Origin of the sequence: Enterobacter sp. RIT637, from assembly GCF_019718755.1 — a bacterium.
Classification (GTDB): Bacteria; Pseudomonadota; Gammaproteobacteria; order Enterobacterales; family Enterobacteriaceae; genus Enterobacter.
Map to the genome: position 1 here is coordinate 130,482 of NZ_JAIHAZ010000001.1, position 23,161 is coordinate 153,642.

The following is a 23,161-nucleotide window of genomic DNA, read 5'->3' on the forward strand; positions in this document are numbered from 1 at the left end:
AAAAACCGGCATAATTTGCTATTCTTTGAATTCGAGTAGAAAGAGGGGCAGGCAGCGCTCCGGACGGAGAAGGAGAATAACGATGTCAAACGTGTGCACCATCGCCTGGGTTTACGGCGTCGTTCAGGGGGTTGGCTTCCGCTACAGTACCCAGCGCGAAGCCGTGCAGCTAGGGTTAACGGGATATGCGCGTAACATGGACGACGGCAGCGTAGAGGTAATGGCCTGTGGTGAAGAAGAACAGGTTGAGAAGCTGGTGGCGTGGCTGAAAGCGGGCGGGCCGCGAAGTGCGCGGGTTGATAAGGTCTTAACGGAACCGCATCAACCCGGTCGGGAGTACGTTAACTTCGGTATTCGCTATTAAATGCACTTCACCGGCTTAGGCAGGCCGGCAATCTTTGTTGCCTGTTTTGCCGGGCCTTTTGGAAACAGGCGATACAGATAACGGCTGTTACCTTTCTCTTCGCCGAATTTATTGGCCATGGCTTTGACCAGCATACGGATAGCCGGAGAGGTGTTGAATTCGAGATAGAACTCGCGCACGAAACGCACCACTTCCCAATGTTCGGGGGAAAGGGTAATCCCTTCGTTTTCCGCGATTTTCTCCGCCAGCGGTTCGCTCCAGAGCGTCGTATCTTTCAGATAGCCTTCGCTATCGGTCTCAATTTCCTGGCCTGCAAAAATGAACATAATCTTCTGTAGTATGTGAAAAAATCGGCGACAGTGTAGCAAAAAAAAGGTCTCGGGATAAACCATGACCTACAGGAGGAGCTGCAGCAGATTGTTGGCATTAAGCTTCTTCAGCGCGTTGCATTTATGCGTAGAAACCTGTTTCTCAGACATGCGCGTCACGATAGCAATGTGGCGTACCGGCATCCCGGTGAGCATCAGGTCAAGCACGTTGAACTCCAGACCTGTAAGAGAGCAGTCAAGGCTTCGGACGCGGCGAGGTTCCTTTGCCAGCACATACGCAGCATCTGCCACGGCGAGCCTGTCGTCGATGATATACAAAATTAATGTTCTGAACCGCTTGCGTAAATACGTCGCCAGTGCCCATCCTTTTTCGTTGCAAACCAGATAAAGGCTGCCTTGCCAGTGGGCAGCTTCCAGTCGGAGCAAAATAGTAATCAGCGCCTGGTGCGTCGCCGCAACGGAAAAACGGCAGCGAAGGACAAGCACGCGACGGGTAAGCAGCGTTGGCTGCCAGCGTACGGTGTCGCTTTGAATCTCTGGCGTAATGCCCCGACGCAGCAACGCATAGCGTAACCCTTCAGCGTAAAATCGATTATTGTCGAGAATGGCGTAACTCACGATGACCTCGTTATAACGTGCTGGGCGTATAGATAACGCGCAGCGTGCCGGTGTAGTCGCCCGCGTTTTTACTGCTGGCGGCAAACGCAGGGGTTTTCAGGATAATAGGCGCAGGAATGCACATTACGTTCTCGCGCCCGCCGGGCAGCACGACCTGTCGCAGATACTGCGGATCGTTCGTGCCTTGCCAAACCAGGGTTTTACCGTTCGAGACGGTTTCGGTTGCGCCTGTGATTGGATTGGTGACGGAGACCCGATAATCGAGACGATCCCGCGCATCGGTCTGGCTACCGCCACGTCGCCTGATAGAAAACGCGCCTTCGGTACGATCCGCTGAGGGAAGCCCGTCATCCTCAAAGCGAAGATAGGCGCGGGTGCTGGTACTGTTTTTGCCGTCGTAAAGGCACATATCCAGCGAGTTTTCCCCCTGGATCTCGCTGCCACCGGGCCGCCCCGGGAAGTTGGTCAGGTTGAGGTTAACGATGGGCGTTGAGTGCGGAAATGCCGGCAGATAAATCTGCTGATTACCCGGATCGACCACCTCAATGCGAATGTTTGCCTGCCACCTGGCGATGGTGAGATAGCCAGGGCATCCGACGTTTACGTCATTGAAGTTCCCACCGCAGTCGGCGCTCCCCCACTGACGCAGGTTCTGCTTCAGGGTTGCGGTCCAGATCCCCGGCAGGGCGAACTTATCCAATTCGCTTTTCACAATATAGAAATCGAAGTAGGGCTCTCTGTTCCAGTCAGCGATTGTGGCCGTTCCCCCTGTCACAAAGCTGGCGAAGGTAAATACTTTATTGTTGATAAACATATAGTGATCGCCATACACCTTGATATCTACCGTCTTGCTGGTAAGGGCATGCGTGAAACGTACATTGATGGCATAGGGCGCGGCCGGGTTACCCGAGAACCACACCGGGGCGGTCATGCAGGCCCCGTACGTGGAATCAGTCCGGGACTGACAGGTCAGGGTATTGCGCCCCCACTTTTGCGGGTCGGCGGCGTCATAGCCGCCCGATTCATGAAGCCAGATATCGAAACGCGCGGGCGGTGCCGTGCGATCGAAGCTGATCCCAACGCTGGTGTTGCGTCCCGCGGGGGCGCCCGCCAGCGCCTGGCCTGTCCACAGACTTAAAAACAGTAAAATAAAGAGGTACTTAATCACATCATTTCCCTTTAGCGAGGTTGTCGGCGTTCATGGCGGTCGGGCTGGCTGGGGTCGTTCGTCCGGCCAGCATCAGCTGTGCCTGCTGCTGGACGGCATCCGGCAGGGCGGAGAAGGTTAACTCCCGGCAAGGAATGGAACCGACGTAGCGCACCACGTCGCGCATACTCTTCACGTTCAGCACGCACTGATAAAACTGCTGCTGGCGTACCAGGTAGAGGTTATGCAGCAGGGCGTCGCTTTGGGCGCTAAACCCGCCGTTGCCAAGATCGCTCCAGCCGTTCACGTTCAGCGGCACGCCGCCGATAAACGGCGAATGACGCTCGTCGGTTAACTGGCCGAGCCAGGTGTAGCTTGCGGTGGTTTGCACATCCCGACGCAGCAGTTTGCCCGGCACCATAAACAGCGTTCTGCTGCCTGAACCTTGCGTAATCTCACTGCTGGCTCCTCGCGAGACGTCCAGCGATTCGTTAATCGTCAACGTTGACTGCTGATAGCCCGGCACTGCGAAGAGGGCGCGGCTATTGCCCGGAATGTCTGCACTACCGCCGTTATCCAGCGACACGGCGACGCTCGGACCCAGAGTCTCTTCCGGGGTGGCAACGTTAACCGCGACGGCGGAAGCAGGACGTCCGTCGCTCCAGCGGCCCAGCCACAGGCCAGAGCGCGACAGCGCAAGAGTCGAGCTGTAGTTGCCGCTGCTGCTCAGCGTATGGCGACGATCCTGACGATCCCAGGCGTCGCTGACGGTCAGGCTGCCGTTACCATATTGTCCGCCCTGGCGCGTATAGGCTGAAGTATTGAGCGAATCGCTGTTAATGCCCGACGCGCTCAGACCGTACTCATTTTCACCGCGTGCATCGGCGTACCAGTTATGCGCCACGTTGTAGCTCAGCTGATTTTTTTCACGCTGCTGGTGCTGCCATGTTGCGCCCAGAGAGGTATAGCTCGACGCATCCCCCTGACGGTTATGCGCCATGGACAGGCTCACGCTCAGGTAGCCGCCTTTGTCCCTGCCTTCACGGGAGTCATCGTTACGCATGAACAGGTTAATGCTGCTGTTAATGTTCAGGCCTCGGGTGCTAAAGGCATTGCTCAGTCCTCCCTGCCAGGCCCGCGTGCGCGTGCGGGACATATAGATCGATTCCCACGGCAAACCCGCATCGTGGCGATCGTCACTGTCCGGGAGCTCACGGCGTGAAACGTACCGTCCTTCATTGCGGTTATCCGAATACCCCAGGCTCGCATACCAGGCGCCGACAGGGACGGAAAACATCACCGAGAGGGTTCGATAGCAACCGTTCACGGCGTCAAACCCCGCGCTTCGGGTGTTGCAGTTTTCCGCTGATAGCGCGTTGCGATAGAGGCTCAGTGAAAAGCCGTCGTTGTAGCTGATTTGCTGAATATTGCCGTGTTGACCTTCGCTGCCGTAAAGGTAGCTAAACCGGGTACTCAGCACGCCGTCGATCGGGCCCGCGTTGAAGCCCCGGCTCCAGTCGATCGCGTTCTCCAGGAAACGCTGGTTTTTCTTTATCGTTGCACCGCTGGTCAGCGCCAGCGTCGGGGTGACGGGCAGGCGTACGCCCGCCTGCGCAACAGCGCTACGTTCTTCGTTTTGATCGCTATTGTCGGTTTCACCCGCCTGCAGGAACCACTCGACCCGGTCGAATGGCGTTATACCGGTTCGGGTGAAGGGTACCTGCTCGGTGCGCGTCAGCCGGTTATTTTCATAGATGGAGAGCGTCACGGTGTAGCTCCCGTCCGGGAACGATCGCGTGTCCAGGGTTTGTGCACCGGCATTCAGATAAAAACTCGCCAGCAGCTGATTGCCACGGCGGGCGTCGATCCGCGCGTCATGGGAAAGCAGCACGGTGACAGGGGTTCCCTTCGACTGCTGAACCGGATTCATCCACGCTCTTGTTGAACCCGTGCGCAGACCACGAATTTTGCCCAGCGGCAGCTGGCTGAGGTTGATATTTCCGCCGGCATTACTGAACAGATCGCGGGTATCCATCTCGCCTAGCTGGACATAGTACTGACGCAAGATATCCTGGCGGAACCAGGCGTTGTTGACGGTTATCTCCTGTTGCTGCTGACGCCGTGAACGCTGTCCCAGCCAGGTCCAGTCGAGATTCACATAGCCGTCCTGCGTGAGCGCCAGCGCGCCGTTGCCCTGTACGGTAGCCGACTGATAATCCCTGTCGGCAACAAAATTAATGTTCTGCTGATGGATCAGCGCATTTTCAGTGTCCTGCGTGGGCTGATACCACTGATTTTCCGCGGTGGCTTTAGGCAGATATTTCTTGTCCAAAAACAGGCTAATGCGGGCGTTATTCTCGTCATAGATAATGGCCGCGCGGTCAGTATCTATGTAATCGCATCCCGCTGCGGAGCCGTTGCTGCTGCAGGCCAGGTTGCCGTTACGGGCAAGCGGAACGGCCAACGCGGCAGACACGGTGGCAACGAGTGCAGGGGCGTCATTGAACCGTCGTTTGATGGCCGCAACCACGGTTTCAGGTGCGACGAAACTGACCGTTTCAAGCGTGATATCCGTTTCAAAAAGACCAAGCGATTCGCCGTAGAGGTTCACCTCCGTCCACAGGCGCTGCGTTTTCGCCAGATCTTCAAAACCCGCCGGGACGGCCATCCCGGCGCAGGCGAGTTGGATGGATGCGGGTAACAAAGCAACAAAGAGGAGAGTATTTCTGTGAAACGCCATGAACGAGCCTCGACATCATCCTGACGTCAGAGGGTGGGCACCCTCTGACGTTATTCCTTAGGTGCTGTGGTGTTACGCACCGCCTTCCGTGGTAGTCGCCTGCGTCAGCATCAGGCTGACAACGCCGCTGTACTGACCGGTTTTCAGAATGCCTTTGGTGGTCTGAGAAATGGTCAGTGGCAGAACCGCTGAACCGTTTTCGATGCTCCCCGGGAACAGTTCGGTACCGGTATATTCAACATCGGCGGTGGAGAGGGTTTTGTCGCCCAGCATCACCGTCATTGGGATGGTCTCCGCACCGTCAGCATTTGCCAGCTTCGCGGCGCTCACCAGACGGACCTTCACGTTGCTGGTGGCGGAGTTAGACCATACCTTGGTATTCAGGCGGTAGCTTTCCAGGCCACGGCCAGGCAGGTACTGCATATCGATGCTTGCTGGCAGCGGCGTGTTATCGGCCTGGGTCATATCCAGCTGTGAATCAACGCTGGCGTTGACGGTAATATCTTTTTGAATTGCCAGCGCGCTAACGGACGTGGTCATCGCGGCAACAATCATCAGAGGTTTAAAGTACTTACGCATTAATATCTCCATATTTACAAATGAGCACCCTGGCTCTTTAAACAAACCCTTTGGGGTCTTTACGGTAACGTCGTGTTATTGCACGACGGGTAAGTCAGCTTCTTCAGCGGTTTTATTCACCCAGTTGAAGTAGCGGAATTTATATTTCTGGCCTTGTGTCTTTGTGAGCATTTTTAATGTCCGTTCGGTGTCCGGATAAATCGTCGCGTCTTCTTTAATCCATTTACACGACGAATCAGCGTCACAAATACCGAGCTCTCTCAGCGGTACGCGCAGCGTACCGTTGTTTTTTAACGTACCCCTGCGAGGGTCTATCGAGAGTGAAACCACACTTTTTTCCGGTGCGAGGTGGATCAGAGCGCCCCAGATTACGTTGACGCCCAGTGTCGCCGTCGCAGCCGGGCTTTCTGTCTTGCCGGGAATAATGCTGTCAGGTTGCTTTACCCCTTCAAAATAGACGCGCCAGGTGGTCTCTTTTGCCGGTGGCGTAAGCGAGACCAGGCGAACCACGCGCATTGCGCCTGCCGCAAGAGCAAATTTTTCGGGCGTGACAACAACGCCGCCTTCTTTCCACGAGGCCACATCAATCTCTTTTTCCTGGGCAGTGCCGGGATTAAGAATTTTCTTTTGCCTCACCCGAATGAACTGAATATCATCCGTTTTCGACGCCACCTTAATTTGCGCCGCACCGGACTTATCCACGTTAAGTTCCATTGGGTACACGCTCATATTGGCCATTGTCATTTCTGAGAAAAATGGCAATGACAGCGCGGCGACATAAAAGGCTGTTTTCACGTTCACTCTATTTTTCTGTTTCACATTTAGTCTGCCTGCTCTGAGTTCATCGGCGGCGCGTTAACACCAGTACACCGTCTGCTTACGTATTGCTTCAGGGCAGGGAAACTTTAACCAGAACAGCGGTTTGTGAAAATTTGTATTAATTAACTCATTAAATACAGTTTTTTATCCTGATTTTCTGGCTTTAAGGTTGTATAGTTAAGCGAAAATGCCGCTGCCAGGGATGGAAAGAAAATTCCTTCTGATGAAAAAATAAGCAGGTCAGGAGGCGGTTTTCATGTCGACGTACCAGGGATAAAAAAACATGCGGTAACAGCCGAGAATAAAAGATGTTTTTTATATGCAATAATTCGTTGTTATTCGATCCTGAAGCACATGCAATAAGTCTTGTTGGACAACCAGAATCTGTATTAACCCTTTCGGCACCCGCCGTGCGGCTTTTGCAGGAATTTATTAAACACAAAGGACGCGACCTGAGTCGGGAGGAATTGATCGCTCGCGTGTGGGAGGAATTTGGCTTTACGCCATCGGGAAATAATCTCAATAAAGCGGTGAGCGAATTACGTAAAAGCTTCCAGTCTCTGGGCGAGGGGCACGAATTTATCGTGACCGTGCCCCGTTACGGGTTTCGTTTTGAGGCCGATGTGATTTTTCAGCCCGGAGAGAATATTCCATCCGCCGATCCGCAGCCCTCGTCCGCACCGCAAGAGGTAAAACCTCAACGCGCGCCTCTGCAAATATGGGCGGTTGTGGCCGTATTGATTGTCGCGGTGCTGGGGGCGAGCCTCTACTTTAGCCGACAGCAGGGCATTTTCGTTCCGGCGAAGCTCAAGCCGGTTAAGGAAAAAATCGCGCGTTGCAGCATCTGGATTATCAACGATCACGGAAGGCCGCTGGTGTTATCGAAATTAGCGGAGCGGCTGGAGGCTAATAACGTGGCGTGCGGACGTGAGGCGTACGACATTTATTATTTCAGCGCCCGTTTTTCTATTTCCGATGCAGATGAGGTGTTCATTGGCGCCTGCCCGGCTAGCAATACCAGCCTGTGCAAAACCATACGTTATAAAAGCGGGGCACAAAAATGAAAATAAAACTTCTTTTTGGGCTGGGCGGTGCGCTGGTCGGCAGCGCCCTGGCGCTGTTTTACTATTCCGGATGTGCGGTTAAAAAGGATGTGCTGGCCTGTAGTACGGAATTTAACTTTACGCGCAATGAGGGAAAAGCCAGTGAAGTGAAGGTCAATGCCGTGGCCCAGTTCTATTTTCATCGGGACGGTAGCGGGTTGACCACCTATAAGGGCGCTGCAAGGGCTGGCGGGCAAAGTTTTATCGTTGACAGGGATGTGGACTTTACCTGGGAGCAGCGGGACGATGATAACGTCATTGTATTGAGCTACACCAAAACCTGGCGTCGGCACAATGATAATACGCCCGATGCCCAATGGGGTAGCTTCGCTAATCCGACCGCACGCTACTACCTAACGATCTCTGAGCTCGCGCCTTCCGTTTGGCTGATTCAGGACCGGCGATACCCGACCTATATTTGCCGGGGTGAGTAGGGCATAAAAAAAGGAGAATGCCACCGGCATTCTCCTTATTGTTTCAGCAGGTCGGCTTTAATCGCGGCTGGCGAAGCCCAGAATGCTCAGCAGGCTGACGAAGATATTGTACAGCGACACATACAGGCTCACGGTAGCGCGGATATAGTTCGTCTCACCACCGCGGATGATGTTGCTGGTTTCAAACAGGATGGCACCTGAAGAAATCAGAATAAACACGGCGCTGATTGCCAGGTGCAGGGCAGGCAGCTGCAGGAAGATGTTTGCCACCATACCCACCAGCACGACCACGACACCCGCCATCAGCATACCGCCGAGGAAGGACATGTCCTTACGGGTAGTCAGCACGTAGGCCGAGCAGCAGAAGAACACCAGCGCGGTACCGCCCAGCGCCATACCGATAAGGTCGCCCATACCGGCAGACAGATACGCGTTCAGCATCGGCCCCAGGATGTAGCCCAGGAAGCCAGTGAAGGCAAACGCAGACAGAATACCAACCGGTTTGTCAGCGGTTTTGTAGGTCAGGAACATCAGACCATACATCCCCACCAGCGTCAGGATCAGCCCCGGAGACGGCAGCATCAGCACGGTGCTGGCGGTGGCGGTGATCGCCGAAAACGCCAGCGTCAGGCTAAGCATGAAATAGGTATTGCGCAGCACCTTGTGGGTACTGAGTAGCGATGTGCGGTCGCGTGAAGATGTAATTATACGATCCATGAGTCACTCTCTTATGACAGATGTAATTAACGGCAAGAATAGGAAACGGCGCGCCAGACTCAAAGTGGTTTTACCCATCTTTACTCAGCACCTTAGCGCTGAAGCTGGTTATTTCTTCTGCGAAAATCATTTCCAGCAGGATGAACAGCGGATTGCGAATTTTATTCAGATCAACCTCTTATAGGTTACTGAAAAATATTGCCTTATTTCAATCCGGGCGCTAAGAGTTATTCCCGGATCGTCATAAAACAGACAATAAGGCGAAGGACATGAAACCACAAACACGCACTAACTTTACACTCTCGTTGTTAACCGCCGCCATTCTGTGCACCAGCACGGCAGGGTGGGCGGCTAACGTGCCGGCAGGAACGCCACTGGCAGAGAAGCAGGAACTGGTCAGGAACAACGGCAGTGAACCCTCATCGCTTGACCCGCATAAAGTCGAAAGCGATGTCGAATTCAATATTATCAGCGATTTATTCGAAGGTCTGGTCAGCGTTTCTCCGAACGGTGAGATCCAGCCGCGGCTCGCGGAGAAATGGGAAAACAAAGGCAACACCGTCTGGACGTTCCATCTGCGTCCTGGCATCACCTGGAGCGACGGCACCGCCATTACCGCAGAAGATGTGGTCTGGAGCTGGCAGCGTCTGGTCGATCCTAAGACCGCCTCGCCGTACGCCAGCTATCCGGGCAACATGCACATCATTAACGCCGCAGAGATTGCGCAGGGTAAACAAGCGCCCGACACGCTGGGCGTGAAAGCCATCAACGACACCACACTCGAAGTCACGCTCACCCAACCAAATGCCGCTTTCCTGGCGATGCTGGCGCACCCGTCGCTGGTGCCGGTGGATAAAGTGCTGATTGGGCGTTTCGGTGATAAATGGACCAAACCCGAGCATTTCGTCAGCAGCGGTGCTTACAAACTGTCGCAGTGGGTGGTCAACGAGCGCATTGTGGCCGAACGCAACCCGCGCTACTGGGATAACTCGCATACCGTTATCAATAAGGTGACATACCTGCCCATCTCGTCTGAAGCCGCGGATGTGAACCGCTATAAGGCCGGTGAAATCGACATCGTTTATACGGTGCCGATCAATCAGTTTGCGCAGCTCAAGAAAACGCTGGGCAGCGAACTGGATGTTTCTCCGCAGCTTGCCACGTACTGGTATGAGTTCAACACCACCCGTCCACCGTTTAATGATGCCCGGGTGCGCAGGGCGCTGAACATGGCGCTGGATAAAGACATCATCGCAGAGAAAGTGTTAGGGCAGGGGCAGCGCCCGGCGTGGCTCGTCAGCCAGCCGGATATCGGCGGTATCACGCTTAAAAACCCGGATTACGCCAGCTGGCCGATGGAAAAACGCATAGCCGAAGCGAAAAAGCTGCTGGACGAGGCCGGTTTTAACGCCAGCCACCCGCTGCGCTTTAATCTGCTCTATAACACGTCGGAATCGCACCAGCGCATTGCCATCGCGGCCAGCTCAATGTGGAAGAAAAATCTCGGCGTGGAGGCGAAGCTGCAAAATCAGGAGTGGAAAACCATGCTGGATACCATGCACACCCACAATTTTGACGTGGTGCGCTACGCCTGGATTGCGGATTACGATGATGCGGCAACATTCCTCAACAACTACCGTAGCGGCGACAGCGAAAACACCAGCCAGTACAGCAACCCTGAGTATGACCAGGCGTTAGTCAATGCGGCGAAAGCGAAAACGCCGGAAGAGCGCGGCAAGTTCTACCAGCAGGCAGAAGATCTGTTAGGGCGAGACGTGCCTGCGATCCCGGTTTATCACTACGTGCGTACACACCTGGTGAAACCGTGGGTGGGCGGGTTCACGCCGGATAAACTGGGGTACTACTACACCAAGGATATGTACATCAGGAAGCACTAAGCCTGAATGCTGCATGTTGTGCTGAGAAAATGGTCAATACGTTGTCAATTCAACCGATTAAACGCCTATTGGCTATTTTTAAAGCGAACGAATGCCGTGGCTCTTTACAGCACGCAGCGAGGTGTTTATAGTTCGCCTCACTTAGGAAGCGTGGCCGAGCGGTTGAAGGCACCGGTCTTGAAAACCGGCGACCCGAAAGGGTTCTAGAGTTCGAATCTCTACGCTTCCGCCAAACATAAACCCCAGGTTACTCGTTAACCTGGGGTTTTTCTTTTGGATTGACCGATCCGGCTCACACTTTTAAAAAACCGCTATTCCCCTGTAGAAAACAGGCGTTATCATTCACGCCGTAAATTTTTTGCTATCTCTCACCGAGGCTTTGATGCTGGAGAATGTTTTCATCAGATAATCAGTTTCCCGCCCATTTCAGGACGGACTGGTTATCGCTGCGCTTAAACCTTACGCACGCACCTGCGGGTGTGGGCTCGTTTTTACGCATGATGATTACACAGGTTTTCCAGTATGAATTTATCCCGTCAGGAACAACGTACCTTACACGTTCTCGCTAAAGGTGGACGCATTGTGCACGTCCGCGACAGTTCTGGCCGCATCACGTCCGTTGAGTGCTACACCCGTGAAGGACTGGTGCTGAGCGACTGCACGCTTACCGTTTTTAAAAAACTCCGCACTAAAAAGCTGATCCGATCCGTAAACGGGCAGCCTTATCGCATCAATACCACCGGGCTGAATAACGTTCGCGCCCAGCTGGATAATCGGTAAACGGAAAAAACAACGCCACCCTTGGGTGGCGTTGGCCTACGATGGATCGTGAGAAATGCAGGCCGGGTAAGCGCAGCGACACCCGGCAAGAAAGGTGACGTCTAAGAGCGGATAAACGCCAGAATGTCCGCGTTGATGGTATCCGCATGGGTGGTATGCATCCCGTGCGGGAAGCCCGGATAAATTTTCAGTTCGCTGTTCGCCAGCAGCTTATCCTGCAGTAGAGAGGCATTTTTATACGGCACGACCTGATCGTCGTCGCCCTGCAGCACCAGTACGGGAACCGTGATGGCTTTTAAATCCTCCGTCTGGTCGGTCTCTGAAAACGCCTTAATTCCCTCATAGTGAGCCTTTGCGCTTCCGATCATTCCCTGACGCCACCAGTTCTGAATAGTGCCCTGTGAAACCTCGGCCCCATCGCGATTAAAGCCGTAGAAAGGCCCGCTGGCGACGTCGAGGTAAAACTGGGCGCGGTTAGCCGCCAGCGCCTTGCGGAAGCCGTCGAAAACCTCGATGGGCGTCCCGCCGGGGTTCGCGTCCGTTTTAACCATCAGCGGCGGGACGGCGCTGACGAGTACCGCTTTGGCGACGCGACCCTGCGGTTGTCCGTACTGCGCAACATAGCGGGCGACCTGGCCGCCGCCAGTGGAGTGGCCCACGTGCACCGCGTTGCGCAGGTCAAGGCTTTCAACCACGGCCGACGCATCGGAGGCATAATGATCCATATCGTGGCCTTCACTCACCTGGTCCGAACGCCCATGACCGCGACGGTCGATAGCGATAACGCGATAGCCTTCCGCAAGGAAGAAGAGCATCTGGTTATCCCAGTCATCGGCACTCAAAGGCCAGCCGTGGTGGAAAACAATGGGTTGCGCCTCTTTTGAACCCCAGTCTTTGTAGAAAATGTTGACGCCGTCTTTCGTCGTTACGAATGCCATACCGCAAACTCCTCAGTTAAAGGCAAAATGATCGCAGGCTAAAAGGCTCGAATCCTCATAGCCCTGATTGATCCGGCTTTTTCACGTTCACCGTAACGGTAGAACCTTTAAAGTGTAGGAGAAATAATAAAAGGAGAAGGTTTCATTCCCGTTAAGGGCAGCCACACGCACGCTGGCCGCAGGGGAGAAGGCCCTGCGTTTTACACCTCGGCTGAATGAGTTTTGCGCAGGTGCGTAGAAATCGAAAAATTCCTGCTTTACAAGGCGCTAATAGGTGTTTATAGTGCGCCTCACTTTGGAAGCGTGGCCGAGCGGTTGAAGGCACCGGTCTTGAAAACCGGCGACCCGAAAGGGTTCTAGAGTTCGAATCTCTACGCTTCCGCCAAATTCGAAACCCTGCGATAGCAATATCGCAGGGTTTTTTGTTTGCATGAAGAAGCCTGTGCGCTTTTTATGGCGCGGATTTACCGGCGCACAGCTCAGGGTCGAAAACGGTTTTCCAGTCTTTTTGCATATCCACGACGGTCCAGCCTTTTTGTTTTGCCTGCGCCAGTCCCTCAATCAGTTTGCCACTGGCGGAAGGATGGCTGTCATAGGCATATTCCCGCGCCGCATCCGTGTGGTGTACCAGCAGCCCAAAGGTCTTATAGTCAGGATTGGCTGCGGTATATTGCATCATCGCCAGATCGCCATCGCTGTTACCAAAAGCGCCTACTGGCCGTTGTCCCATGAAAAGGTGAATGGCGACAGGCTTGTTCGCCGCATCGTCGTTAAATGCCCCTTTCATCGTTTTACGCAGAGTCGTGCCGTTATCGGTGAGCGAAAATTCGCTCAGGGAGAAAGAGCCGACCACCTGTTCCGGTGGGATCCCGTACATTTTTTGTGAAAGGACGCGCATAAAATCGATCCCGCCACCGGAAATAATCCAGGTTTTAAACCCATTGGCCCGCAGATAATCCAGCAGCTGTCGCATCGGCTGATACGCCATCCGATCGTATCGACAGCCGAAACGCCTGTCTGAATGTGAATCCAGCCAGCTGCTTACGCGCTGTTCAAATTCTTCCGTGGTGATGTTGCTATGGGTTAACGTCAAAAGCTGTATTAGCCCTTTTTCACCTGCGGCGGCAATGGTTTTGATATCGTCACTCAGCACTGCTTTTACGAGGGGATCGTCTTTCCATTCCGGGTATTCAGGCGCAAGCCGTTTGACCTCATCAAGCGCAAACTGGATCTGAAAGGTCAGGGGCGCTTCCGGCCACAGCGTTCCGTCGTTATCAAAAACAACATACCGCTTTTCGGGCGGAATATAGGTGGCGCGGTCGGCATCGGTGGCGTTCGTCACCCACTCCTCAATCGCGCGCTTAGCAGCCGTATCATTCCATGCGGAGAGGGGATCGGCATGAGCCGTTGCACAAAGGCTGAATAGCAAAGCAGAAAGTAATGTTTTTTTCATTGATGACTCCTGTTTTCAGGGATCTGACCCGGAAGCGAAATGGGGTGCCAGAAACGGTGCCACTGGCGGAAAACATAGCGCACGGCGCGGAGCAGGGCACGACGAAAAATAAACAGCAAAGCTGCAAGGATCGCGGCACCTGCAATGCTGCTCAGGATGACCCCTCGTGACGTTCCGGCCTCTCCTTTCAGGGCCGCTTCCGCGCCTGCTGTGCCGGAGGCCTCGATGTGATAGTGACTGCCGGGCAGCTCAGCGGTTTGCCATTGTTGATGCGTGGTATCCCACCAGCGCAGCTTAATGGGGGGCAACGTTACAGTTCCCGTCTCCACCGGCAGATAACGCAGCGTTTCGACCCGTTGACCCCCTTCAAACTCGCCTCGCCCGGAGAGTAACTGACTGTTTACCGGCGTCAGGCGCTGCGTATGCGTGCCAGGAATGGCATACACCAGCGGCGGGATTTGAACCGGGAGGACACCTTTCGCCTGTACCGTCACCACGCGTTCAATCACATCCCCGGCGCGGAGAACATCCCCTTTACCGCTGCGATACAGGTTTATCTTCTGGGTCAGCGTCAGCTGCGATGCCGGAAGAAAACGGTCTGGCTGATGAACATCCTGTGGCCAGGATACGGTTTTTTTCAGCTCCGGCAGGGAGACCGTAACCGGAGCCTGTCCCGCACCGGTTAATGTCACCTCAATGGGCGGTAAACGCAGTTCCCCATTGTCCCAGGCGGAGATCTGTCGCTCCATACGGACACCGCTCCAGCTGGTGCTGCCTTCCCGGCGAGTGAGCAGCTGATTGGGCAGTTGAGTAGTCAGCAACGCGCCATTTTCCACGGGAAATACCGGCCATTCCGGCGGGGGATTAAACCAGCTGTCCGTCCAGAAGGTAACGGCCACGCGAACCGGTTGCCCAGGCACCACGTGCTCAGGCGCGACCAGCTCTCGCGTCACGGTCATGGCGGCCTGGCACGGAAGCACCGCTATGAGTAATAGCCAGATGAGCTTCATGGTGCGTCTCCTGATGGCGTGCGGTAGAGATTTTCCAGCAAACCGGTGGGGGAAACGGTGAGGTTTTCATACCATTGGTTAACCTGAGGATTACCGCCTGCCACGGGCTGGATATCTTTCTGCTCCACGCCCTGGTCGGGTTTGAGATCGTGTTTGATCTCATCCGGCTTGTAGTCCTGTTCATCCCCCTGGGCCGACTGGCGGTCTCGCTCCTTTTGCCGAAGCTGCATAATAATCGCGGCGATCTTCTCACGATTGCCCTGCGCCAGCGTCCAGTCAGGGCGCAGGCTTAATGCGCGGTCATAGCTGTTGAGCGCCTGCTGCCACTGTTTTTGCTGAGCGTAGCTGTTCCCCGTCCACAGCAGAACCTCCGGCGTTTGCTCGGCCTGACGGAAGGCGGCGGCTGCGGCGGTAAAATCACCGGCACGATACCAGGCGATCCCTTGTCTGAGAGGGTCACGAAAGCGTTGTGCGGCGATGTTGTATTCGCCACGGGAAAAGGCCTGTTGGGCCTGAATATCCGGCCTTATCCAGGCATCAAGCCAGGCGGCATGACCTGCCGGTTGCCAGAAAAGGAGAGGGGCAAGCAGCACCCAGCAAAACAGCTGACGACGCCAGAAAAAGAGCATAGCCATCATTGGAATGACTAACATCCAGCCGTCGTTGCGCCAGTGCAAATCGCTGCGGGATTGATTCTGCGCCGTTAAGGACTGTTGAATATGGCTTTGTATCACGGCGAGATCGCTGTCGTCCGCCGTGACCAGCGTGACGGGAAGCCCTGCATCGCGCACCTGTTCAAACCGGGAAACATTCAGTCGGGTATCGTTACCGCTGGCGGCGTATTTGTCCGGCAACGCGCCACCCTGTGCGGTACCCGGAACCCAGAGCTGCACCGGCAGCGTTTGACGCCCTAGCCAGGCGGCATCCTCGGCACTCAGGTTATCGGCAACCAGAATGATGCTGCGGGGTGCGGAAGGCATGTTTTTCATGGCCAGGGCGACGGCAGGCTGCAGCCCCGATCCTTCTCCCGCAGGCAAAAGCGACGGTGACTGCGCGTGCAAGAACAGGGAATAGAATGTCGTATCTACCGTCAGGGGCGTTGTCAGCCAGGCACTGGTGTTATACACCACCAGTCCGAACCGGGTGCCGGGCATACCGGACATCAGCGACATGATTTTATTCTGCATTCGCTGGTGGCGATTGGGGGCGAGGTCGCTTGCGTACATCGCCGTGTCCTGCTGCAAAATCACCATCACATTGCTCTCCGGCGTCAGCGCGGCGGGGAGCTGGCGCTGCCAGGAGGGACCGGCCAGGGCAAAAACACCTACGGCGAACAGCCATGGCAGGATTTGTGTCAGTTTTCGATGACGACCGACAATCAGCGCTTTCGCCAGCGGCTTATCCATTATGCTGTGCCACGCGCTGCGCCCGGCCACCGGGAGCCACCATAAGCCCAGACAGAGCAGCAGTAAAAGCAGGCGCCAGGGATGTAAAAAGTGGAAATCGCTCATGCCCATTTCTCCCTGACGACGCGGAACAAGGTAAAGGTCAGTAGCAGCAGTAAAGCTGCCGCCAGCGGCCACGCAAACAGGGGGACTCGCCACGACCAGCCGATGCTCTTCACCTGAACGGGCGTGGTGGCATCAATACTCTTCCAGACGGCATCCAGAGACGCGCCGCTGTTTGCCGCCGTCCATGACGTGCCGCCAGTATCGCGGGCAATCTCCTGCAATAGCCCAACATCCACTTTGTCATCACCGCTGCTGTTGACATCGCCAAAGGCAATGGTATGCACCTGCACATGGTGGCTGGCGGCCAGCTGAGCGGCCAGACGCGGGGAGAGTTGTGATGCAGTATCGTTTCCGTCCGTTAACAGAATAGCCAGCCTGCTGGCGTCGGTATGGCTGTCGCTGTCCAGCAGTTTCACCGTGACCCCCAGTGCATCACCGATGGCCGTTTGTTGACCCGCCATGCCGGGCGAGAGCTGGTCTATTCTGGACTGCAACGCCTGTTTATCTTCGCTCACCGGCGCGAAAGGCCAGGCTCCGTTGGCAAAAATCACCAGTCCGATACGATCGGATTGACGTGACGCCACGAATTTCTTCACCGACGTCTGAACGGCCTGCAGGCGGGTGAGTGCACCCTCGACATCATTTTTTTCCATTGAGCCTGACACATCCAGAACCAGCATAATATTGCGCATCGGTTTCTCAATGTGCTGCGGCGGTGAAATGAATTCGGGCCTGGCAAGCGCGCATACCATCAATGCCCAGACTCCCCAGAAAAACAGCGCCGGGAGTTTTCCGCTGCGTGCAGGCCGGGTATCCAGCTTCAGTTCCTCAATAAGGCCTGGCAGAAAAGGCACGCGAACGTATTCCCGCACGGCGCGATGGCTGTCCGGCAAAAAACGCCCCAGGAGGGGGACGACCATGAGCAGCCATGCCCAGGGCCAGGCAAATTCAAGGTTTGAGAGGATGTCAGACATCAGGCAACCCTTCCAGCCAGGTGTGCAGTTGCGCGCGTAACGCCGTGGTCCGCACGTCAGATAATTGATTGTTCGGGTGGCAGTAACGCTGAACCAGCTCCTCACGAAGCGCGTTATCAAGCGGGATCTGGGCTAGCCAACGCGCCGGATCGGTCTGCGCGGCAATCACCTCGCGGGGCTGATGAACCAGTAAAATGCGCTTCATCAGCAGCAACCAGCTGTCCACGGACTGCGGCTGCGCAATCGCGGCAAGCGCCTCGCGTCGCCAGCGATTGCGTCGCCATTTCGCCGCGCGGAAAAGGCCTATAGCGAGCAGCGCAGCCAGCAGGATCCCACCCAGAATCCACCATCCCGGCGGCAGGGGGAACCATGACGGTGCGCCGGGGAGCGACGGCTCTGCCAGCGTCGGTACCGTAAAGCCTTTCTCGAGCATTCAGACCCCTTTCTGTAACTGTCTGAGCAAATCTTCAGCCACCACAATTTGATTCACGCGCACGCCGAGCCGCGTCAGGCGTGATGCCTGTGCCGCTAAGCGTGCCGTGACGCTCTGGCGAATACCGTCCTGAAGGGCGGGAGAGAGCGAAAACGCGGTCTCGTGCTTTTCATACCGCGCAGCAAGCTGCCCGTGAGCGGGCATCCGCAGGTGGAGGTCGTCCAGTATGACGAAGGCGCTCACCTCCCCGCGACGGCGCAAGGCGGCAAGCAGCGCATCGCACTCGCGATCGAGATCGTGGAAATCGCTGATGACCGCCACCCAACCGCCGGCTGGGATCAGCCCAATCGCATGACGTAAAATGGCAGAAAGCGACATCGCTGAAGGCGATTCGTGGGGATAGTTATCCGCGACGGCGTGGTTGTATTGAACGAGATCGTCCAGCAGCAGCGGCAAGTTCCCGGTAGGGGGCCGGCATTTACGCAGCGCATAATCGTGGTCGCCAAATACAGCGCTGCCCAGCCGGTCGCCGTCGTGCCAGCTTCGCCAGCCGAGCAGTGCGGCAATGTTGGCTGCCGCGACGGATTTGGTCTGACCGCGTGTTGCAAAAAACATGTCCTGACGCTGATCGACCAGTAAAAATACCGGACGCTCTTTCTCTTCGTTGTACAGACGGATCCAGGGCGTGCGCATACGTGCCGTGGCCTGCCAGTCAATCAGGCGAACATCGTCCCCGGGCTGGTAGCGACGCAAACTGTCGAAATTGAGTCCCCGACCCTGTTGGCGTGAGATGCGTTCACCCGCCAGCGCGCCGGGCGGTATTTGTCCAGGGGGGTTAGCAATCGCGCGCGCTTGCGCTGCAAGCTTGAGTAAGGTTTCGCGACTGACACGAACGGCGCTGGTCATTACGCCACCACGGCATCAAGCAGCATCCGAACGGCATCATCCGGCGTGCAATTATCCGCGCTTGCCTGATAGCTCAGCATCAGCCGATGGCGCAAGACGGCGGGCGCAATCATTTTAATATCGTCGGGCAGTACCGCGTCACGTCCTTCCAGCCAGGCCTGCGCACGCCCACAGCGCTCCAGCGCCAGGGTGCCGCGTGGACTGATACCGAAGGAGAGATACCCAGCGAGGGTATCGCTTACGCGCTGCGGATGACGGCTCAAATCCACGATATTAACGATGTAATTTTCGACGGTTGGCGCAACGTGAATCGCAGAGATAGCCTGCCAGCACTCGGCAATTTCATGCTGGCTTAGCGTGAGCGTTTCCGCTGCGGGGGCATCGGCGGTGTCCGTCAACTGCTGGTACTTTTGCTGCTGCTCGGCGCGCACCAGCTGCATCACTTTCCGTTCGTTCTCTTTGGAGGGATAGTCCACCAGCACCTTCATCAAAAATCGGTCCAGCTGCGCTTCTGGCAGCGGCCAGGTTCCCTCCTGGTCGACCGGGTTTTGCGTGGCAAGCACCATAAACACGCCGGGCAGAGGCCAGGTTTTACCGGCGACCGTGACGTGGCGCTCTTCCATCGCCTCCAGCAGGGCAGATTGCACGCGCGCGGAGGCGCGGTTGATCTCATCGGCGAGAATGATATTGCCGAACACCGGGCCCGGACGAAAACGGAACTGATCTTCTTCCCGGGTCGCGTTTTGCTGGTAGATCTCACTGCCGGTAATGTCCGACGGCAGCAGGTCGGGGGTGAACTGGATGCGTCGGTAATCACCGCTAACGTGCCGCGCAAGCTCGCGCACCGCACGCGTTTTGGCAAGGCCAGGCAAACCTTCCAGCAAAACATGGCCGTCGCAGAGCAGGGCGATAATCAGCATCCGCACCAGCCCTTCCTGCCCAATAACCTGTTCGTTCATCCGTTGTTCAAGCTGCAATAACTTTTCACGAGCGATCATCGTTTGAGTCCTGAAAAATCACGTTTCACCAGGGTAGCGAGCCCGACCAGGATCGGCTCGGCGTAATTAAAGAAGGCTTTGATGCCCGGGCAGAGATAGTTGAGGCCCGGCTCACCGTCAGGGGCGCGAACGATGCGGTTTTTCGGGCATTCACCCCAGCACATATTCAGATAAGGGCAGGCTTTGCAATATTTCGGCAGCGTGTCGCGTTTGCCCATACCAAAGGCCTGCTGGCGCTCTGAAAAGGCCAGGTGTGCCAGTTTGGTATTTTCAATGTTGCCAATCTGGTATTCCGGGTAAACGTAATGGTCGCACGAGAAAATATCGCCGTTCTTTTCGATCGCCAGCCCTTTACCGCAGAACTCTGAGTGCGTACAAATCTGTGCGGGCATCCCCAACGTTTGAGCGACTGCCGTTTCGAACAGGTTGACCTGCACGCGGCCTAAATCGTTATTTATCCACTCCTCAAATACCGCTATCAAGAAGCGGCCCCAGTCATCCGGGTCCACTGACCAGTCGGTCACAATGGAGTCCAGATCGCCGGGATGGGCGCGTCGGCTACCCGTTACCGGAATGGCGTCGTCGTGCCAGAACTGCGGGGCGGTTTGTTTAAAGTCCACCGGTTCCACGCACGGGTTGAACTGCACGTAGGTTGCACCCAGTTCGCGGGTGACAAAGCGATAAACGTCCAGCGGGAAGCGGGCGTTGGTGCGGTTCACGGTGACGAGGGCATTAAAAGGCACGCCATGGCGCTTCAGGGCGTCTACACCCGCCATGACTTTATCGAATGTCGGTTTGCCGCTACGCGTGACGCGATAGCGGTCATGCAATTCCCGTGGACCGTCGATAGACAGACCCACCAGAAAACGATGTTCTTTGAGGAATTCAGCCCATTTATCGTTCAGCAGGACGCCATTTGTTTGTAAGTCGTTTTCGACGCGCTGACCGGGCTTCTGGTACTGCTTCTGAAACTTAACCACCTTCTGGAAGAACTCCAGCCCCATCAGGGTGGGCTCACCACCTTGCCAGGAGAAGACCACCTGATCGCCGTCCTGACCGTCAATGTACTGGCGAATGAAGTTTTCCAGCACCTCATCACTCATGCCGGTATGGCGATCCTGATGCAGCAACTCTTCTTTGTGCAGATAAAAACAGTAGGAACAGTCGAGGTTACAGGTCGAGCCGGTTGGTTTGGCCATCACATGAAAACGGCGCTTATATTCAGGGCCTTTGCCGTCATATTTCTCGGCAGAGGGTAACGCTTTTACGGGTAGTGTGGTGCTGTACTTCATAGCATGCCCCTGAGAAGTAATGACAAACTCTGTGTACTGATTCGTTCTTGTTAGATCGGGCAGACTGCCGGAGCAGTCTGCCAGTTAGCCCATTTATTTATTAATGGCTGACCCTTGATCCAGCATGGCTGAAGCATCGGAAATGGTGAACGAGCCTGGTTTTTGACGTGGCGGGAATTCTTTGAAGGTCGCCAGCATCTCTTTCGCGTACTTCTGCGCACCGCCCATCAGGAACATGCGGTCGTAGAACCAGGAGTTGTAGCCCATACCGTCGCTGCCTTTCTCAAGCGGATCGACATCCAGGTCGAAGATCATCGGCGCGCGCAGCTTGGTGAATGGATATCTCCACAGATCCAGACCAGTGTGTTCCTGAATCATAAAGTGCGCTTTCCAGCGGTCATAGCGCATGGCCAGCAGATCGCCATCATCACTCCAGTAGAAGAATTCGTGACGTTTGTTGTCGCCCTTGCCCTGCAGGTAGTCGAGCTGGTTATACCCATCGAGATGGACCTTGTAGGTCATCTGCGTGGTTTTATAGCCTTTCAACAGCTCGTCTTTGATATTGGCATCACCCGCTGCAGCAACCAGCGTTGGGAACCAGTCGTAGCTGGCAAAAATGCCGTCAACAATGGTGCCTGGCTTGATATGACCCGGCCAGCGAATCATGGCCGGAACGCGGAAGCCGCCTTCCCAGCCGGTATTTTTCTCACCTCGGAACGGCGTGATACCGGCATCTGGCCAGGTGGCAGTCATCGGGCCATTGTCGGTGGTATAGATAAGAATGGTGTTGTCTTCAATGCCGAGATCTTTAATCTTCTTCAGCACTTCGCCAATCATTTTATCGTGTTCAACCATGCCGTCAGCGTACGTTCCCAGGCCCGTAGCACCAATGCTGCCGTCTTTCAGGTGGGTTTTGTTGTGCATACGGGTAGTGTTGAACCAGGTAAAGAACGGTTTACCTGCTTTTGTCTGACGTTCCATAAAGTCGTTGTTGGCCGCCAGCGTCTCTTCGTCGATGGTACCCATACGCTTCACGGTCAGTGGACCGGTATCCTCAATTTTGCCGTCTGCGGTACTCTTAATAACGCCGCGTGGGCCGAACTCTTTACGGAAGGCAGGGTCTTTCGGATAGTCCGAGTTCTCCGGTTCCTCTTCGGCGTTCAGGTGGTAGAGGTTACCGAGAAACTCATCGAAACCGTGTGCAGTTGGCAGGAATTCATCGCGGTCGCCGAGGTGGTTTTTACCGAACTGTCCGGTCGCATAGCCCAGCTGCTTAAGGGCACTGGCAATCGTAATATCTTCTTTTTGCAGACCCTGCGGTGCACCCGGCATACCCACTTTACTCATCCCGGTACGGAATGGCATTTGCCCCGTAATAAAGGCGGAGCGGCCTGCAGTGGAGCTCTGCTCTGCATAGTAAGACGTGAATTTTGCCCCTTCAGCCGCGATGCTATCAATATTAGGTGTCCGGTAACCCATGGTGCCCTGATTATAAGTACTCAGGTTCCAGTAGCCGATGTCATCACCAAAAATGACAACGATATTGGGTTTTGATGCATCTTGCTTAGGGGCATTTTCCGGCGCGGTTGTGGTCGCCGGGGCAGCGTACACGCTGGATGCGGCACCAGCTGCAAGGGTCAGCACGCTGGCAAGCATTGTCCTTTTAAAAGGCACTCTTTTTTGCATGAGGAAAGCTCCGATCGTTAGGATGGCAAATTGATTATAGCCAGGGAAAAAGTATTTCCAGTTTTTCTGAAGAAAATTAGGTGCTTCAGCGTTTTTCCCGGCATGAAAACATTCACATTATTTGAGAGATGTAGAATATATTTTGTCTTTTATTCGTTAATAAAGAGTAATAGTCGAGGGCGTAATGAGCCAACGGAAAGGCGTTTAATAATAAATTTTCAGGGGTCGTAAAGCGTAAAAATATAAAGGGTAGGGATGATAAAGCGTAATTATCGAATAATACCGCGCATGAATTATCCATCGATATGCATGTGCAAGGTTTAAAAAATATTCTTTCCGACTCACTTGGGCCATCGCAGTGGAAAATACCCTTCAGGCACGCGTTGCAGAAGCAAAAGGCTGGTCTATGCTGAATCAGGGACCCGCCTTTCG

22 protein-coding genes and 2 tRNA genes are annotated in these 23,161 nt (G+C 55.2%); 7 read left to right on the top strand and 17 right to left on the bottom strand.

Features of this window, described 5'->3' with window-relative positions; translation table 11 throughout:
* The first annotated feature begins 82 nt into the window (after positions 1 to 82).
* A complete protein-coding gene (gene yccX / locus K5E19_RS00525) occupies positions 83 to 364 on the top strand; it encodes an acylphosphatase (RefSeq protein ID WP_221549574.1) in 282 nt (93 codons plus the stop codon).
* Here yccX and tusE read toward each other — a convergent pair.
* The 6 genes from tusE to K5E19_RS00555 form a co-directional block, all read right to left on the bottom strand.
* Positions 361 to 690 carry a sulfurtransferase TusE gene (gene tusE, locus K5E19_RS00530; RefSeq protein WP_008499913.1) on the bottom strand — a complete coding sequence of 110 codons (330 nt, stop codon included), beginning with the start codon at positions 688 to 690 and terminating at the stop codon, positions 361 to 363. The genes yccX and tusE overlap by 4 nt on opposite strands.
* 69 nt (positions 691 to 759) lie before the next feature.
* Positions 760 to 1,311, bottom strand: a complete 552-nt coding sequence (locus K5E19_RS00535; RefSeq protein ID WP_221549575.1) for a LuxR C-terminal-related transcriptional regulator — start codon at positions 1,309 to 1,311, stop codon at positions 760 to 762.
* 10 nt (positions 1,312 to 1,321) lie between these two features.
* The gene (locus tag K5E19_RS00540; protein WP_221549576.1) at positions 1,322 to 2,479 is read right to left on the bottom strand and encodes a CfaE/CblD family pilus tip adhesin; all 1,158 of its coding nucleotides are present in this window, start codon (positions 2,477 to 2,479) and stop codon (positions 1,322 to 1,324) included.
* Between the two features lies 1 nt (position 2,480).
* Positions 2,481 to 5,198, bottom strand: a complete 2,718-nt coding sequence (locus K5E19_RS00545) for a TcfC E-set like domain-containing protein (RefSeq protein ID WP_221549577.1) — start codon at positions 5,196 to 5,198, stop codon at positions 2,481 to 2,483.
* 72 nt (positions 5,199 to 5,270) lie between these two features.
* Positions 5,271 to 5,777, bottom strand: coding sequence for a CS1 type fimbrial major subunit (locus K5E19_RS00550; RefSeq protein ID WP_047648150.1), 507 nt, complete (start codon positions 5,775 to 5,777; stop codon positions 5,271 to 5,273).
* Between the two features lie 75 nt (positions 5,778 to 5,852).
* Positions 5,853 to 6,596 carry a fimbrial protein gene (locus tag K5E19_RS00555; RefSeq protein ID WP_221549578.1) on the bottom strand — a complete coding sequence of 248 codons (744 nt, stop codon included), beginning with the start codon at positions 6,594 to 6,596 and terminating at the stop codon, positions 5,853 to 5,855.
* 308 nt (positions 6,597 to 6,904) lie between these two features.
* Between K5E19_RS00555 and K5E19_RS00560 the strand changes: the two genes are divergently transcribed.
* Positions 6,905 to 7,660 carry a winged helix-turn-helix domain-containing protein gene (locus K5E19_RS00560; RefSeq protein WP_221549579.1) on the top strand — a complete coding sequence of 252 codons (756 nt, stop codon included), beginning with the start codon at positions 6,905 to 6,907 and terminating at the stop codon, positions 7,658 to 7,660.
* Complete coding sequence (locus K5E19_RS00565) at positions 7,657 to 8,133, top strand: hypothetical protein (protein ID WP_221549580.1); 477 nt, start codon at positions 7,657 to 7,659, stop codon at positions 8,131 to 8,133. Before K5E19_RS00560 ends, K5E19_RS00565 begins: the two co-directional genes overlap by 4 nt.
* Before the next feature lie 57 nt (positions 8,134 to 8,190).
* Here K5E19_RS00565 and yccA read toward each other — a convergent pair whose 3' ends face one another.
* Positions 8,191 to 8,850: an FtsH protease modulator YccA gene (gene yccA, locus K5E19_RS00570; RefSeq protein ID WP_023335168.1), complete on the bottom strand. Its 660-nt coding sequence runs from the start codon at positions 8,848 to 8,850 to the stop codon at positions 8,191 to 8,193.
* 269 nt (positions 8,851 to 9,119) lie between these two features.
* Between yccA and K5E19_RS00575 the strand changes: the two genes are divergently transcribed.
* The 3 genes from K5E19_RS00575 to K5E19_RS00585 all read left to right on the top strand — a co-directional run bounded on the left by K5E19_RS00575 (position 9,120) and on the right by K5E19_RS00585 (position 11,528).
* The gene (locus K5E19_RS00575; RefSeq protein WP_221549581.1) at positions 9,120 to 10,748 is read left to right on the top strand and encodes an ABC transporter substrate-binding protein; all 1,629 of its coding nucleotides are present in this window, start codon (positions 9,120 to 9,122) and stop codon (positions 10,746 to 10,748) included.
* Between the two features lie 144 nt (positions 10,749 to 10,892).
* Positions 10,893 to 10,980: transfer RNA gene (locus K5E19_RS00580), tRNA-Ser, on the top strand.
* Between the two features lie 290 nt (positions 10,981 to 11,270).
* Complete coding sequence (locus K5E19_RS00585; RefSeq protein WP_221549582.1) at positions 11,271 to 11,528, top strand: YjhX family toxin; 258 nt, start codon at positions 11,271 to 11,273, stop codon at positions 11,526 to 11,528.
* A 101-nt stretch (positions 11,529 to 11,629) separates the two neighbouring features.
* Here the strand turns inward: K5E19_RS00585 and K5E19_RS00590 are convergent, their stop codons facing one another.
* On the bottom strand, positions 11,630 to 12,466 hold the full coding sequence (locus K5E19_RS00590; protein WP_221549583.1) for an alpha/beta fold hydrolase: 837 nt from the start codon (positions 12,464 to 12,466) through the stop codon (positions 11,630 to 11,632).
* Between the two features lie 297 nt (positions 12,467 to 12,763).
* On the opposite strand from K5E19_RS00590, the gene K5E19_RS00595 reads away from it, so the two are divergent.
* Positions 12,764 to 12,851, top strand: a tRNA-Ser gene (locus tag K5E19_RS00595).
* 66 nt (positions 12,852 to 12,917) lie between these two features.
* On the opposite strand, the gene K5E19_RS00600 is transcribed toward K5E19_RS00595, so the two are convergent.
* The 9 genes from K5E19_RS00600 to K5E19_RS00640 form a co-directional block, all read right to left on the bottom strand.
* Positions 12,918 to 13,919, bottom strand: a complete 1,002-nt coding sequence (locus K5E19_RS00600) for an HAD family phosphatase (protein ID WP_221549584.1) — start codon at positions 13,917 to 13,919, stop codon at positions 12,918 to 12,920.
* Entirely contained in the window at positions 13,916 to 14,929 is a 1,014-nt protein-coding gene (locus tag K5E19_RS00605; protein WP_221549585.1) for an oxygen tolerance domain protein, read from the bottom strand. The genes K5E19_RS00600 and K5E19_RS00605 overlap by 4 nt, the downstream gene beginning before the upstream one ends.
* Complete coding sequence (locus K5E19_RS00610; RefSeq protein ID WP_221549586.1) at positions 14,926 to 16,440, bottom strand: tetratricopeptide repeat protein; 1,515 nt, start codon at positions 16,438 to 16,440, stop codon at positions 14,926 to 14,928. The genes K5E19_RS00605 and K5E19_RS00610 overlap by 4 nt, the downstream gene beginning before the upstream one ends.
* The gene (locus tag K5E19_RS00615; protein WP_221549587.1) at positions 16,437 to 17,414 is read right to left on the bottom strand and encodes a VWA domain-containing protein; all 978 of its coding nucleotides are present in this window, start codon (positions 17,412 to 17,414) and stop codon (positions 16,437 to 16,439) included. Before K5E19_RS00615 ends, K5E19_RS00610 begins: the two co-directional genes overlap by 4 nt.
* Complete coding sequence (locus K5E19_RS00620; RefSeq protein ID WP_221549588.1) at positions 17,407 to 17,847, bottom strand: DUF4381 domain-containing protein; 441 nt, start codon at positions 17,845 to 17,847, stop codon at positions 17,407 to 17,409. Before K5E19_RS00620 ends, K5E19_RS00615 begins: the two co-directional genes overlap by 8 nt.
* Complete coding sequence (locus K5E19_RS00625; RefSeq protein ID WP_221549589.1) at positions 17,848 to 18,753, bottom strand: DUF58 domain-containing protein; 906 nt, start codon at positions 18,751 to 18,753, stop codon at positions 17,848 to 17,850.
* Positions 18,753 to 19,751, bottom strand: a complete 999-nt coding sequence (locus K5E19_RS00630) for a MoxR family ATPase (protein ID WP_221549590.1) — start codon at positions 19,749 to 19,751, stop codon at positions 18,753 to 18,755. The genes K5E19_RS00625 and K5E19_RS00630 overlap by 1 nt, the downstream gene beginning before the upstream one ends.
* On the bottom strand, positions 19,748 to 21,043 hold the full coding sequence (locus K5E19_RS00635) for an anaerobic sulfatase maturase (RefSeq protein ID WP_221549591.1): 1,296 nt from the start codon (positions 21,041 to 21,043) through the stop codon (positions 19,748 to 19,750). The genes K5E19_RS00630 and K5E19_RS00635 overlap by 4 nt, the downstream gene beginning before the upstream one ends.
* Positions 21,044 to 21,136: 93 nt before the next feature.
* A complete protein-coding gene (locus tag K5E19_RS00640) occupies positions 21,137 to 22,729 on the bottom strand; it encodes an arylsulfatase (protein WP_221549592.1) in 1,593 nt (530 codons plus the stop codon).
* Between the last annotated feature and the right edge of the window lie 432 nt (positions 22,730 to 23,161).

What these genes read in the sequence shown, in the direction of transcription:
- yccX (WP_221549574.1), top strand. Translation starts at nt 83, where the DNA reads ATGTCAAACGTGTGCACCATCGCCTGGGTTTACGGCGTCGTTCAGGGG.
- tusE (WP_008499913.1), bottom strand. Translation starts at nt 690, where the DNA reads ATGTTCATTTTTGCAGGCCAGGAAATTGAGACCGATAGCGAAGGCTAT.
- K5E19_RS00545 (WP_221549577.1), bottom strand. Translation starts at nt 5,198, where the DNA reads ATGGCGTTTCACAGAAATACTCTCCTCTTTGTTGCTTTGTTACCCGCA.
- K5E19_RS00550 (WP_047648150.1), bottom strand. Translation starts at nt 5,777, where the DNA reads ATGCGTAAGTACTTTAAACCTCTGATGATTGTTGCCGCGATGACCACG.
- K5E19_RS00560 (WP_221549579.1), top strand. Translation starts at nt 6,905, where the DNA reads ATGTTTTTTATATGCAATAATTCGTTGTTATTCGATCCTGAAGCACAT.
- K5E19_RS00565 (WP_221549580.1), top strand. Translation starts at nt 7,657, where the DNA reads ATGAAAATAAAACTTCTTTTTGGGCTGGGCGGTGCGCTGGTCGGCAGC.
- yccA (WP_023335168.1), bottom strand. Translation starts at nt 8,850, where the DNA reads ATGGATCGTATAATTACATCTTCACGCGACCGCACATCGCTACTCAGT.
- K5E19_RS00575 (WP_221549581.1), top strand. Translation starts at nt 9,120, where the DNA reads ATGAAACCACAAACACGCACTAACTTTACACTCTCGTTGTTAACCGCC.
- K5E19_RS00585 (WP_221549582.1), top strand. Translation starts at nt 11,271, where the DNA reads ATGAATTTATCCCGTCAGGAACAACGTACCTTACACGTTCTCGCTAAA.
- K5E19_RS00590 (WP_221549583.1), bottom strand. Translation starts at nt 12,466, where the DNA reads ATGGCATTCGTAACGACGAAAGACGGCGTCAACATTTTCTACAAAGAC.
- K5E19_RS00600 (WP_221549584.1), bottom strand. Translation starts at nt 13,919, where the DNA reads ATGAAAAAAACATTACTTTCTGCTTTGCTATTCAGCCTTTGTGCAACG.
- K5E19_RS00605 (WP_221549585.1), bottom strand. Translation starts at nt 14,929, where the DNA reads ATGAAGCTCATCTGGCTATTACTCATAGCGGTGCTTCCGTGCCAGGCC.
- K5E19_RS00610 (WP_221549586.1), bottom strand. Translation starts at nt 16,440, where the DNA reads ATGAGCGATTTCCACTTTTTACATCCCTGGCGCCTGCTTTTACTGCTG.
- K5E19_RS00615 (WP_221549587.1), bottom strand. Translation starts at nt 17,414, where the DNA reads ATGTCTGACATCCTCTCAAACCTTGAATTTGCCTGGCCCTGGGCATGG.
- K5E19_RS00620 (WP_221549588.1), bottom strand. Translation starts at nt 17,847, where the DNA reads ATGCTCGAGAAAGGCTTTACGGTACCGACGCTGGCAGAGCCGTCGCTC.
- K5E19_RS00625 (WP_221549589.1), bottom strand. Translation starts at nt 18,753, where the DNA reads ATGACCAGCGCCGTTCGTGTCAGTCGCGAAACCTTACTCAAGCTTGCA.
- K5E19_RS00630 (WP_221549590.1), bottom strand. Translation starts at nt 19,751, where the DNA reads ATGATCGCTCGTGAAAAGTTATTGCAGCTTGAACAACGGATGAACGAA.
- K5E19_RS00635 (WP_221549591.1), bottom strand. Translation starts at nt 21,043, where the DNA reads ATGAAGTACAGCACCACACTACCCGTAAAAGCGTTACCCTCTGCCGAG.
- K5E19_RS00640 (WP_221549592.1), bottom strand. Translation starts at nt 22,729, where the DNA reads ATGCAAAAAAGAGTGCCTTTTAAAAGGACAATGCTTGCCAGCGTGCTG.